We start from the raw sequence: 12724 nt of genomic DNA, 5'->3' as shown, positions 1-12724 counted from the left end.
AAGCGAAGAAACTTTTATAAAGGTGATTGAATTTGCTACCGAATCAAGGGAGTCTTCGGTTTTTGCCAATCTTTGAGTTTTATTTTTCCCGAACCATCTGCGTTGTATAAAAACAGCGAGGTGAGATTCGTTAGTCTTTCGATGACGGCGATGCGAGAAGAATCGGGAGACCATGTCATGAGAAATCCTTCCCAGGCTTTTGCGGGTTCGATTTTTCGAATCAGTCGTGCGTTCGTTCCGTTGATGTTCATTGTATAAAGCGCAACCCAGGATTTTTGCACTGCTTTTTGTGGTGTCGCTTTCTTTCTAACCCTCGGCTGCTTCGGCGGTTCAGGCGCTGATGTAAAACGTGCGACGATTGCCACGCGAGAGCCATCCGGAGATACGGATATTTGCTCGAGAGCAGAAGGCGCTTGCCTCGTGTTCGGATTAATCAAGGGAATTCTTTCCGGAAAAGGCAAGCGTTCAACTGCAAGAATACGAACGTCATACTTCCAAAGCGTCGTAAGGATATAGCGCATGTTTTTGCTTTGTCTTGCCCACACGAGCTTCTTTCCGCCTTCGATAGAAGCCAGAGAAATCACATCGTCGGTTGTCGTTACTTGTCGAACGGTATTGAATGCGGCGATATAAACGTTTTTTCTGTTCTTCATTCCGTCGAGAAAAGCCACTCCGTCGGTGGCAGGTAAATAGACGAAATAAGAAATGTTTCCATAAGGCGGTTCAACGGAGGTTTCCACGAGCCCACGTGGATAAGCTATCCATACGATTTTCATTTCTTCGTCTCGCTCTTTTTGCAGTGCGACAAAGCCCATTTCCCCCCTCCATACATAAGGGCTTTTCATGAAGTTTTTCGTTAATATTATTTCGTTTCTCTCGATGTCAATTACGATTGCCCCCGTTCCGTTATCGAAGAGCACTTTCTTTCCATCGGGGAACCATTTCGCTCGGAATCCTGAAAGCAATGGGTTAGTAATCGTAGAATTCGTCGTGATGTCGAAGATTTCTAATTCTTTCATCGCTTGCGGTGGGTAGGAATTCGTGAGAATTTTCGTTCCATCCGGTGAAAATTCGAGTGTGTACGGTGTATCGGTGTTTGCGAGGCTTGCGATGCTATTAAAAAGAAGAACGTAACTCAATGCAGTTACCATACGAACCTCCTCATAAATCTACTATGTCGAATTCGACGGGTGGAATTAAGCCCGCTACGACGCCTTTTTCTAAAAGAAGACGTATTGCCTGTATTCCGTCTTCTCCCATATCTAAAGTACGTTCGTTTACATACATTTTTACGAAATGGTCTGCAGTTTCTTTGTCTATTCCTCTTCCGAATCGAAGGGCGTAGCGCAATGCTTCTTCGCGATTTTCGAAGGCTGCACGGATGCTTTCTCGCAATGCACGATTGATTTCACGAATCGTCTCTGCGCCTAAATCTTTACGCACGACATTCACGCCGAGAGGCAAAGGAAGACCAGTTTGTTCTTTCCACCATTTGCCAAAATCCGCGACGAGATGTAAGCCATGTTGCTGCCATGTAATTTGTCCTTCATGAATTAGCAAGCCTGCTTCGTATTCTTTTTGCTTTACTGCAGGAAGAATACGATCGAAAGGAACTACTTCGTATCGAGGATTAGGAATGAGCAACGAAAGTTGTAAAAATGCGCTGGTTAATGTTCCCGGAACTGCTATGACTTTATGCTTTAGCTCATCCAAACCTATGGGTACGTTCGCAACGATGATCGGACCATAGCCTTCTCCGAAGGAGCCTCCGTGTCTTAAGATTGCGTATTTATCGGACACGTATGCATAGGCATGAACCGAAATCGCCGTCGTTTCCAAAACTCCTTCCTTCGCTAATTCATTCAGGGTTTGAATATCCAGCAAAACATGCTCGAATTCTAATGGGGAAGAGACGACTCCGGATGCTAAACCCCAAAACATAAACGCGTCATCACTATCAGGACTATGACCTATGCGTATTTTTTGTTTGAGTTTCATCTTTGTTTGAGTTTCACTTATGGTTCCTTTCGAGGCACGGGGGCGGTGAGAGATAAATTTGCATTGATCCGAATCTTTCCATTACCGATTTCTATGCTTTTAATTTCTGCCTGAACAGGATACCCAGTCAAATCTACGATAGGATTAATTTTTTCGATTTGCTCACGCACGAGATTTTCTGGCGCCTTGACACCTGCGACCTCCGCTCTTTTGAGAACGAAATTCAGTTTGCCGTTTTCGAATTCCAAGACACCCTCAGCGCCAACCGGGATCGGAACTAAAAGACGATAAATTCCCGTGATGATGATAGAACCTCGTTCCGCACGGACTCGAATATCGGAAATCCCTGCTGGCGATTTTGCATTGAGATGTTCTTGCAAATCCATGCTCTCCGCAACCAATTCTATGTCCAGGTTCGTTCCTTCGGGAAGAAGAAAAGGCGATACGCGAAGAGTCAATTGCGGCATGCTTACACGCGCTTCTGCGATGCGGAGACCGTTAGGCAAAACGATTCCTTTAGTAGAAATGCATAATTCCGTGGCTTTTACTGCAGATTCCTTCATGATTTGATCGTAAAAAAACTAACTTCCCGGTTCTCCCGCTTCTTTCTTCAGTAGGTTCTTCAATTTATTGATTGCTTCTCCGTATTTTGCCCAATCCCCTTCTCTTAGAGCCGCTTCGCTTTCTCTGATGAGAGCGAGCGCTTCGCGCGCAAGTTGCGCTCTGTCCTTAGTAGCGGTAGCAGGGGGGGAGATTTCCTCTTTTTCTGTTCGTGTTGTGATACGAGTTTCTTCGCCGGTTAGCAATGCTAATGCCTTCGGATAGGTATCTGAAAAAACGATGCGGTCACTGTATGCTAAAACGACAATCTTCAATTCAGGAAGTGCGCGAATGCCGGGACGATCGGATTCCAAAAAGAGAGTTTTTATATACATTACGCTTTTCCCGATGGGCACGACTAAGAGATTTCCCGAAACTACTCTGCTTCCTTTTTGAGAGAGAAGAGTGATTTCTTTGCTGAGGGGTGCGAACTGTTCGAATTTCGCTTCCTGTTGTTCGGGACCGTAGATGTTGCGTTCGCGCGGATAACGATAGAGCACGAGTTTTCCGTAAGTTTCTTGGTCACAGTGCGCAGCGAGCCAGCCGCTCATGTTGGGTCTGCCTATGGGCGTGAACGGAAGGATGAGCAGAAACCCGTCTTTCGGCTCGTCGGGAATACGCATTTGCACGTAATATGCAGGCATGCGCGTACCTTGGTCTTCTGCGCCTGTTTGCATTGGAATTTCCCAGACGTCTTCACCTAAATAGAAAGTACGTGCATCCGTAACGTGATATCTCTGGAGTTGCATCGATTGAATCGTGAAAAGGTCTTCCGGATAACGGAAATTTTTTCGTAAACCTTCCGGAGCCTCTTCTAAAGGTTTCATGACTCCGGGATAGATTTTTTGATAGGCGCGCACTATAGGGTCATTCGGTTCGACAACATACGCATTCCAATCGCCTGAGTAGGCATTGACTGTGAATTTGACACTATTCCGAATGTAATTGAATTGGCTATTGCGAGCAATCGTCAACTGACTATACGGAATTGCATCCGTGTGTGTATAGCCATCCAGAATCCACCAAAGTTCACCATTTACTATTGCGATATAAGGATCGTAATCCCATTCCAAAAAGGGAAGAATATGTTTTGCACGCACACGAACATTTCTTCTCCAAAGTAAGCGAGTTTCCGGAGTGATGTCGCTACTGAAGAGAAGGTCTCTATCTCCCAGTGCTATGGAAAAAAGGAACTTTCTCCACCAAGAATCCAGAGGAACGCCGCCGTCCCCAGTCCAGCGATATTTCCCTTCGCCTTCTGGACTGTATTCGAATTCGGGGATTCGGGAACGCGCGTAGACAAAGCGGTCAATGGATTCTCCGGATGAGTCTCTCGCATCGTTATAGTAGATTCTGGGTTGTTTAATTTCGAGTTCAGGAAGTCCACGGGGGGGGATGTCTTTTAGATAAAATATCGGCATACCGTTCAATGAGACTTCATTCACCGGAACAGCCACGACACCGTTTCCGTGTGTGTATTGTAGTCGTATATTTTGCCAAGTTCTTCGGGTGGGGTCTAATTTTTCGACCGAGAGATCACGTGCCGCGAGCATAAGCATTCGCTGCTTACCTCCGATGATGTAACGGTCTACATCCACGTCATAAAACGTGTAATAGTCTCTTAGGGATTGTTGCACCTCTAAATTGCGCAAAAGAATATACGGATCCCATAAACGCATATTCTCGAGTGTGCTTTTCGACTGTTCGATTTCTTCTTTTGTCGGTTCTGCTTCCACCGCGAGGTTTCTCACCTCGATTTGGTCCAATAGATACGCCCAACGCGTCGCTTGTAGTGCTCGAGCGATATAGGGTTTTTGATATTCGAGTTCGTTCGGGCGCACCCAAAAAGTTTGAACAATCGAGGGGTAGATGACCACGAAGAGCAAGTAAAAGAGCAAAACCGCCCCACCAGCTCCTATAGTAGGAAGAAAAGCCCTCCATCGCCATCCGTTCAAAAACGAAACTGCAGCGCCTAACAATAACAAAAAGCATGTAACCGTTTGCATTCGAATCGCTTGAATTTCGCTATATCCAGGTCCGACGAATCGCTCTTCTACTCGAGTGAGTTCGTCGTAACGATGAAGCCAAAGCATGAAAGCGATAAGCAATAAGCCGAAGCCAATCAATATCGATAGATGAATGCGTCCTCGATGCGTCAAAGCGGGTCTTTGCGTGAAAACTGTGATCGCACCTAACCCTAACAAAATTCCGAAGGCAATTGCTGCGCAGATAAACCACAAACCGAATAACCATCCGGTTATCGCTTGTAAAAAGGGAAGACGAAAAACATAGAAAGAGAAATCCAAACTGAACACAGGGTCCGCGCGCTCGAAAGAAACCGCGTTGAGGTATTGCAAAAGTTCTTCCCATCTCGTAGAGAGGGCAAGACCGAATATCAGACCGACAATCGGCGATACGACTTTAGCGACCATAATGCCGTTTCTGCGCACCCATCGAAGGATGTTGTTTACGATGACATCGGCGATCGTAACAGGGACAACGGATACACTCGATAACGCAGAAAGTGCATATTTAGCGTTCCATAGCAATAGAGGAGTCGCAATGAGGAAACCTATGAGAAATAATACGAGCCTCGTTTTATAGTAAGTCGTGAAAACGATAGGTGCTTTTGCATCGTACGCATACCACAAATAATTTGCCCATAAACGGAAAAACGACGAACCGAATATAAGGATAAACAGCAGAATTACGAACGCAATGAGCCATCGCATCAAACGCGCTTTCGTGCGTGGGTCAATTTCTATGGGTTCTATTTCGTACATCCGACGCTCCCTTCATAATACACGTTAAGAACTCGCGCTATGATAGCGCTTCATCGCAAAAAGGAAAAAGAATCTGCTCGCAATGAGCGAACCGAGTGCCCAAACGACCCCCCATAACACTAATGTGATGTTTCCTTCTCCTATAAGCGCTTTCGCAGGAACGCTCGCAAGGAATGCAAGCGGGATATAGAAAGTGAGCAAACGCCTCCATGGAGGCGCGTAAACATCTATGGGAACGCGTGTCAATCCGAGAATTTGGTCAGAGAGCGCCCAAAGATTTTCTACACGTACTAACCAAACCGCAAGCGTCATAAGTGTCAAATCGAAAGAATAAAAAATACTCATCGCGCATAATAGCAAAAAGATGTATTCAATGATTTCCATTCCGCTCGGATGATGACCACTTAGCGACACACCTAAAATCGCCATCCCGATTCCAGCAAAAAGCGTTCCAATCTCATCGAAATTGAACTTCCTCACACTCACCAGAAATTGCGTATCTAATGGCTTTACCAAATCGAAATCCAGTGTCCCCTGACGAACCTTTTGAGGTATCTCCAGCAAGTTAAAAGTGAAGAGCATATTCACTACCGATAGCAAAAGAAAACTCGTTGCGGCGAGAACATAAGCATCCCCTCTTGTCCAGCCCGCAACGGATTCCACGTTCGAATAGATAACAAGAATCATCAAAACGAAAAACCCCATCCAAATCACGTTCTGAGCTAATTTCCCGATGAAGTTGATTCGGAACTCCATCTCCCGGCGAAAACTCGAACGAATAAATTCCCTATACACCCTCAAATAACGTGACACTTCTAATACTCTACCACCAACCCCCAACCCTCAAAAACCGCTTCAACGACGCCGATAATTCACACCTAAGGGAGCAATTCCTGAAAAAACTAACTCCATTGGAGGTCTCAATGTCTTCGAAGAAGTACTTCCCGTCCGAAGACGGCTCTTTCGATGCCTGGTTCAATCAATTTCGGACGGCTTTCCAAAACTACTATAAAACCTTCGGGTTCTCGAAATCCGATGTAGCCAAAATCAACAGCGCATACTACAACTGGAGCAATGCCTACTGGGCGTGGACAAAAGCCTGGGAAGCATACAATTCCGCAACTACTTTCAAGAAATCCCAGCGAAAGTATGTCGAATCTTTGCTCGGTCCTTACTTTTCTAAACTCTATAAGAGTAAGAAAATGACGCCAACGTATAAATCCGCTTTCGGATTCTCTACATTCGGCAATGGCAAGTTCGGTTACAAAGTTCCGAAAACTGCTCCAACGATGAAAGTAGATTGGAGCAAGAAGGGCAAGGTGCAGATTTGGGTCGGTTCTTCGGGTGGTTCTAAATCGAGAAAAGGCACGACCACACCTCCTGTCCTCCTTCAGTTCCGCATCGGTGGTGGGGATTGGCAATATCTCGCTGTGACGAATCAATGGCCGTTCTGGCATGTCGTAGGCAATGCCAGCAAATCGACGATTCAGTATCGTTGCGCTTACTTGAATTCGAAGGGGAAACCCGGACCTTGGAGCGAAGTTGCGACAGCGTTCGTAGCTGCTGCTTAGTCCGTTTCAGCACAGAGAAGCGAAACGAGATTCCATAAAAATCGCGCCTGAGAAATCAGGCGTGATTTTTTTCTTTGTGCAAAAAAGGATAATCGGGAAGCGGAGATTCAATTTCTATTCGCTTTTTGGTAACAGGGTGGATGAAAATCAATTTCCATGCATGTAGCGCCATTCTATCGAGACCTGGATAAGAAACGCCATAAATAGGATCTCCCAAAACGGGAAAGCCCGCAGATGCTAACTGCACGCGTATTTGATGCGTTCTGCCAGTTTCTAAAGTGCATTCGAGTTCGGAAATGGAATCAATGGTTTGCAGCACCTTACAATGCGTGATGGCTAATCGAGCGTCGGGGGCATGTTCAGATACGACGGCTCGTTTTTGTCTGTGTTTGGGATGCCTTCCTAAATACGAACGAAGCGTAAAAGATTTATTTGGGGGGGAGCCGCGAACCCACACGCGATAGATTCGCTGAATACGTTTTTGCTGGATGGCTTCCTGCAAAGCGCGATGAATGAAATCGTTTTTTGCAACTAATAACAAACCGCTCGTATCCTTATCCAAACGGTGGACGATTCCAGGACGAAATGACCCCCCCAACGAACTCAGAGATTGGATGCGAGCGAGCAACCCTTGTACGAGAGTCGGTTCCTTCGAGGTCGGAGAAGGATGCACCGAAATACCGGCAGGTTTATTAACGACGAGGAGATATTCGTCTTCATAAAGCACATCGATAGGCATTGGAATAGGCTCCAAACGATGGGGAGACGGCTTAGGAAGGGGCGACACTTGCGCCGTCATTCCAGGCTGCAGAAGGAAAGAAGGCTTCCTTTTCTTGCCGTCCACGAGGACACCACCCTGCTCGATATGCTTGGTTAATTTCGTTCGGCTGTGTTCGGGAAGTACCCTCGCAAGAAAGCGGTCGAGCCTCTCCTCTCTATCTGCGCTAAAATAGAGTGTTTCATCTTTGTGTAAGTTTTTGTGTAAACTCATATTCATAAGGAGCGAATCGTTTGAAGAATTTAGGACAAACCAACTGGGGAGCGATGAAGCGCTTCCGCCTCATTTTACGCGAACAAGGGAAGATGCGCGAGATGGGCGGCGAAGAAATGTCCATCGCTGTCCAAATCGTAGATAACATTTTTATGAACGCTCTCGAGATGGGAGCGAGCGACATTCATCTCCAACCCGAACGCGACCAATTGAAAATACGTTTCCGTTTAGACGGAGAACTTACAGACAATGGTCAACTCCCCCCCGAAACGGCGGCGAATGTCATCGCGAGAATCAAACTCGCTGCGGGAATGCACATCGATGAAAAGCGGGAGCCGCAAGACGGACGCATTGATATGGAGTATATGGGAAGAAGACTCAGCGCTCGCTGTTCAGCAGTGCCTGCCTTAAACGGCGAAAAAGTCGTTATGCGTTTGCTCGACCCTGCTGCGATGAGGGTGGACTTAGACCAACTCGGAATGAGCGAGGACGTCAAAGAAAAATGGCTCAAAGCGCTAAAGACTCCTTATGGAATGATTATGGTTACTGGACCGACGGGAAGCGGAAAAACTTCGACGCTTTATGCGAGTTTGCATAAATTAGACCGCACGAAACGCAACATCGTCACTGTAGAAGACCCGATCGAGTACGAATTCAGTGATAGCATCACTCAAGTTCAGGTAACCGAAAAGTTGACTTTTCCGCGTGTAATGCGTTCTTTCTTGCGGCAAGACCCCGACGTAATGATGGTGGGGGAAATGCGCGATCCAGAATCGCTAAGCATTGGAATTCAAGCGGCTCTGACAGGACACTTAGTTCTTACGACGATTCACACGAATAATGCTGTGGAAACAATCGGCAGAATGCTCGATATGGGAGCAGAAGCGTATTTGGTAGCAGCGGTGACTGTCGCTATCATGGGACAGCGTCTTGTTCGTTTGAATTGTATGGCATGCCGAGAAGAATTTCAACCGACCGAAGATGAACTGTTAGCACTGAAGATAGACCCAGGCACTCCTTTTCAAGGAAAGTTTTTTAGAGGGAAGGGATGCTCCGAATGCCGAGGATCAGGATACAAAGGCAGAACCGGTGTATTCGAAATTATATTAGGCACACCGGATATGCGAGCGGCGATTGCAAGAGGCTCTCAACATGGCGAAATAGCTGCAGCAGCGCGCCGTCAAGGCATGCGAACGATGTTAGAAGACGGGCGCGATAAGATTCTCGCCGGACTTACGACGCCCGAAGAAGTTATACGCGCCGTATACAGCGCAAGCCTCGAAGCGTAAGCGAAAACGCTACTTCGGAGAGATAATTAGCACCGCGCTCTTCGTATTGAAGCGCGTTGCAAATATCGCAACACCTTTCGTACTCGAAGTGCTTCCCACTTGAATGTCGAAGCTCGCAGTAGTCTGCCCTTCAGGCACGATCAGTGTAGAAGGAACTTTCGCTAACTTCGTGTTGCCACTTTTCAGTTTGACTTCAACTCCGCCTTTAGGAGCAGGACCTGTCAAAGTTACAATTCCTTTGCTGGTCGCACCACTCGTTACATGGCTCGGAACGAGTTCGAGTTTAGAGATCTCAGCCGAGGTAACTTCGAACTTCGTCGTTGCCTTGTCGTTGTTCTTCGTAGCAGTTATTTTTACAGAGGTAGTCGCTCCGACTGCTGATGTGGTGATAGGAAAACTCACGAAGTCTTTTCCTTCGGGTACTTGAACGTTCGAAGGTACTTGCGCAATAGAGGGATACTGCGATTGCAAGGAAACGGTCAGACCTCCTGGGGGGGCAGGACCATTCAACTCGACAACGCCCGTTGCTTCCCAACCGCCTGTTATACTGTTCGGGTCTACTCTCACTTTCTTTACGCTTACAGGGACTAATTCGATGAGAGCAGAAGAATCCGTACTGAATAACGATGATGTGATTTTGACTTTTACCGAATCCGTAACGTATTGAGTGAGGACGTCGAATTTAACGCTTTTCTCCCCACCGGCAATCGTTACATTGCTCGGAATCGTAACCAAATCGGGACGGTCCGTGGAGAGTGTCACCGCTACTCCTCCTGGGGGGGCTTTACTGTTGAGACTCACTTCTCCCGTTGCCTTCGTACCGCCTACGATAACGGAAGGTGTTACGGAAATTTTCGTGAGTGGCTCTCCACCGATTTGAACCCAGAAGGTTTCCCCTTGCACTCCGAGCGGTTTGATGACCAAACCTGTGTAGTAATCCGTCCATGTTTGACCCGCAACGAGTGCGGCATTATGGAAATCCCCATCCGTCGGAGTGAAGTCGAGCAGATAAGTTGCACTATTCCCCCATCCCCACTCGAAGTGACCGAGAACTCCGTTGAAGTTATATCCACTGTAATAGGTCAATGTGGCGTCGAATCCGACGGGAGCGCGCCATTCCAACCAAATCCATTCCGTAGAGGTAGAACCGATTCCGCGAAGAACTTTTAAAACTTTGGGATTGTTCGATGCAGTGGCGTAAGCGTCGATTGCGTATAAACCACTTCCTTTAACTTCGACTACGTTGCCTGGCTCGAACCATCCGAGAGCCACTTTGTGTTGAGCGTTGTAGTGACCGTTGTCCCATGCTCCTAAAACGTCGAAACGGTCTCCGTATTCTGCCATGCTTCCGCCGCAGGCTCCGCAATCGAATTGACCGAGCACTTCGTCTCCGTAGTCAATTGAATTTGCGTGCATTAAGCCGAAATTGTGCCCCCCCTCGTGACAGGAAACAGCAATTGCATACCACGGGTCCGTGTAATATTCGGAACGACACCAAGAAGTTGTCGTTTCCCACCATCCATCATCGGTTTGGAAAACTTCCGTTCCGAGCGTACCGAGTCCCCCCCAACCGCATCCGCCGCCACCCGGCACTAAAATGAAAAGTCTGTTGTATTCCAAATAGTTGACGTCAGGGTCTGCCATCTCGATCGCAAGTTGTCTCCATAAGCCTGGATCGCAGGTTTCGTTGATAGGGAGGGTGTACCATCCGAAAACATCACCTGTCGCCCAAGTTTTGCCATACGATGCCTCTCGCCAATAATGGTCTATCGAATTGTTCGGGGCGAAGAACATTTGCGATACTTGTTCTTTCGTGACATTTTCCGTTTTATTGTTTTGAAAATTGATGAGCAAAACGCATATTTTCTGTTCGCCTGTCGTAGGGTTGTCGCGTGGCTGTGCGAATACGGAAACCCACTCGACAAACACATCCTCGTCGACGACTTTTCCCCTAACGGATATCGCAGAGCCCGCTTTCGGGACAGTTACCCCAGGCTTGAAATGGAGTCGAAAGCGTTGATTCGATTCGGTTATAAGAATGTGCTCGATGAGATATTCTCTCGTTTCGAAGTAGTCGTAAACGAAACTCTGCAAGCGACCTTGCAGGGCCTCGTTCGGAGCGTTCTGGGCGGGGAGAGAAGCCCATGCGAGGAGAAAGAAACAAACCAAGCCGGAAAAAAATACAAGACGATGTGCCATCGCGTTACCCTCTTTTTTATGAACCTAGCCACTCCCAAAGTGACCGCCTTGTAGACGTTTTATAGTATTCTCGAAGTTCGAGGCGTGGAAACTTTGTGTTTTTCGCTTTTTTCGAGCTTAGACTCATCTATTGTTTATCGGGAACGATCCGTAAAATTCGGTCATCGTTCGGTGCAGGGCTTCCACGTCCGTCTCGGTTAGATGTGCAGAAATAGATAAACCCATCAGGACCTTCGGCGACATCTCGAATCCGTCCGTAATTTTCAAGCATCTTATACTGGCTCACTACTTTCCGTCCTTCGAGGACTATGCGCATTATTCCTTGCCCACGCAAACACCCGAAAAAGAAGTTTCCTCGATATTCGGGAAACACATTTCCTCGATAAAACATTGCTCCTGCTGGTGCTTGAGCAGGTGTATATACGAGGAGAGGAGGCACAGTTCCTTCACGGGTGCGATTGTGGGAAACCAATGGCCATCCGTAATTCTTTCCTTTTTCAACGATGTTGACTTCGTCCCCCCCTCCTGGACCGTCGAATCCTGAAGGTCCGTGTTCTGTCTGGAACATGAGGTTCGTTCCGGGCTGCCAATCCAAGCCTTGAGAATTACGATGACCGTAAGACCAAATTTCTGGTCTGGCTCCAGGTTGACCGACAAAAGGATTATCGTTAGGAATGGAACCGTCGTCGTTGATTCGTAATGTTTTCCCCGCCAAAGAATCTAATCTCTGCGCTAAATCGCGTTGCGTTGCGTCTCCTGTCGTAATGTAAAGTTTCCCGTCTGGTCCGAATTTGATGCGGCATCCTGCATGATTCGCCGCCGCGGGGATGTTTTCGATAATGACTTTAGGCTCGACGAGTTTCTCTCCATCGTCTCGATATCTTACGACACGTACAGCGCTTCTACCATATCCATAGGCGAGATAAACGAAGTGATTCTTATCATAGTTCGGGTGTAGCGTTAATCCCATAAGACCCATTTCGCTGATAGGCGTAACATCGGGAAGAGTCAAAAGCGGTTCTTTCCGTAATTTTCCATTGACGATGACGCGCACTCTTCCGGGGCGTTCCGTGAAAATGATCCGGTTATTCGAACTAAAGGCGATCGACCAAGGCACTTCTAAATTTTCTGCAACGGTTTCTACTCGATATCGAATTTGTCTTTCTTCGCCATTTTTCGACTCATAGCTATTCGATTCGCGTATTGGTGGATACGATATTTGTGATTGTTCGTTGCAGGCAAAGATGAGGCAAAACACGAGAAGAAACATCCCACGTTGAAGCGATACAAACA

10 protein-coding genes are annotated in these 12724 nt (G+C 47.1%); 2 read left to right on the top strand and 8 right to left on the bottom strand.

Annotated elements, in window-relative coordinates; genetic code table 11:
• Positions 1–35: 35 nt before the first annotated feature.
• Genes VNK96_07675 through VNK96_07655 form a run of 5 tightly spaced genes read right to left on the bottom strand, consistent with a single transcriptional unit; the run spans position 36 to position 6194 of the window.
• Positions 36–1151, bottom strand: coding sequence for a hypothetical protein (locus VNK96_07675; protein HWP31585.1), 1116 nt, complete (start codon positions 1149–1151; stop codon positions 36–38).
• A gap of 10 nt (positions 1152–1161) precedes the next feature.
• A complete protein-coding gene (locus tag VNK96_07670) occupies positions 1162–1998 on the bottom strand; it encodes an MqnA/MqnD/SBP family protein (protein HWP31584.1) in 837 nt (278 codons plus the stop codon).
• 17 nt (positions 1999–2015) lie between these two features.
• Positions 2016–2561, bottom strand: a complete 546-nt coding sequence (locus tag VNK96_07665; protein ID HWP31583.1) for a DUF2993 domain-containing protein — start codon at positions 2559–2561, stop codon at positions 2016–2018.
• An 18-nt stretch (positions 2562–2579) separates the two neighbouring features.
• A complete protein-coding gene (locus tag VNK96_07660) occupies positions 2580–5381 on the bottom strand; it encodes a UPF0182 family protein (protein HWP31582.1) in 2802 nt (933 codons plus the stop codon).
• Between the two features lie 24 nt (positions 5382–5405).
• Positions 5406–6194 carry an ABC-2 family transporter protein gene (locus tag VNK96_07655; protein ID HWP31581.1) on the bottom strand — a complete coding sequence of 263 codons (789 nt, stop codon included), beginning with the start codon at positions 6192–6194 and terminating at the stop codon, positions 5406–5408.
• A 110-nt stretch (positions 6195–6304) separates the two neighbouring features.
• Here VNK96_07655 and VNK96_07650 point away from each other — a divergent pair, with 110 nt between their 5' ends.
• Positions 6305–6952 (top strand): hypothetical protein, encoded by a 648-nt coding sequence (locus VNK96_07650; GenBank protein HWP31580.1) that lies wholly within the window; start codon positions 6305–6307, stop codon positions 6950–6952.
• A 55-nt stretch (positions 6953–7007) separates the two neighbouring features.
• Here VNK96_07650 and VNK96_07645 read toward each other — a convergent pair whose 3' ends face one another.
• Positions 7008–7943, bottom strand: a complete 936-nt coding sequence (locus tag VNK96_07645) for an RluA family pseudouridine synthase (GenBank protein ID HWP31579.1) — start codon at positions 7941–7943, stop codon at positions 7008–7010.
• Between the two features lie 20 nt (positions 7944–7963).
• On the opposite strand from VNK96_07645, the gene VNK96_07640 reads away from it, so the two are divergent.
• Complete coding sequence (locus VNK96_07640) at positions 7964–9232, top strand: GspE/PulE family protein (protein HWP31578.1); 1269 nt, start codon at positions 7964–7966, stop codon at positions 9230–9232.
• Positions 9233–9241: 9 nt separating this feature from the next.
• Here VNK96_07640 and VNK96_07635 read toward each other — a convergent pair whose 3' ends face one another.
• Both VNK96_07635 and VNK96_07630 read right to left on the bottom strand, forming a co-directional pair.
• Complete coding sequence (locus VNK96_07635) at positions 9242–11431, bottom strand: hypothetical protein (GenBank protein HWP31577.1); 2190 nt, start codon at positions 11429–11431, stop codon at positions 9242–9244.
• 127 nt (positions 11432–11558) lie between these two features.
• A complete protein-coding gene (locus VNK96_07630) occupies positions 11559–12701 on the bottom strand; it encodes a PQQ-dependent sugar dehydrogenase (GenBank protein HWP31576.1) in 1143 nt (380 codons plus the stop codon).
• Between the last annotated feature and the right edge of the window lie 23 nt (positions 12702–12724).

This window comes from Fimbriimonadales bacterium (assembly GCA_035559795.1).
In the GTDB taxonomy this organism is placed as follows: Bacteria; Armatimonadota; Fimbriimonadia; order Fimbriimonadales; family ATM1; genus DATMAR01.
Note: the sequence above shows the minus strand (reverse complement) of the source record. Positions and strands in the feature narration are given on the sequence as shown.

Excerpts from the sequence above, each read along its gene's own strand:
- VNK96_07665 (HWP31583.1), bottom strand. The coding sequence starts at position 2,561 with ATGAAGGAATCTGCAGTAAAAGCCACGGAATTATGCATTTCTACTAAA.
- VNK96_07650 (HWP31580.1), top strand. The coding sequence starts at position 6,305 with ATGTCTTCGAAGAAGTACTTCCCGTCCGAAGACGGCTCTTTCGATGCC.
- VNK96_07660 (HWP31582.1), bottom strand. The coding sequence starts at position 5,381 with ATGTACGAAATAGAACCCATAGAAATTGACCCACGCACGAAAGCGCGT.
- VNK96_07675 (HWP31585.1), bottom strand. The coding sequence starts at position 1,151 with ATGGTAACTGCATTGAGTTACGTTCTTCTTTTTAATAGCATCGCAAGC.
- VNK96_07630 (HWP31576.1), bottom strand. The coding sequence starts at position 12,701 with ATGTTTCTTCTCGTGTTTTGCCTCATCTTTGCCTGCAACGAACAATCA.
- VNK96_07645 (HWP31579.1), bottom strand. The coding sequence starts at position 7,943 with ATGAGTTTACACAAAAACTTACACAAAGATGAAACACTCTATTTTAGC.
- VNK96_07635 (HWP31577.1), bottom strand. The coding sequence starts at position 11,431 with ATGGCACATCGTCTTGTATTTTTTTCCGGCTTGGTTTGTTTCTTTCTC.
- VNK96_07670 (HWP31584.1), bottom strand. The coding sequence starts at position 1,998 with ATGAAACTCAAACAAAAAATACGCATAGGTCATAGTCCTGATAGTGAT.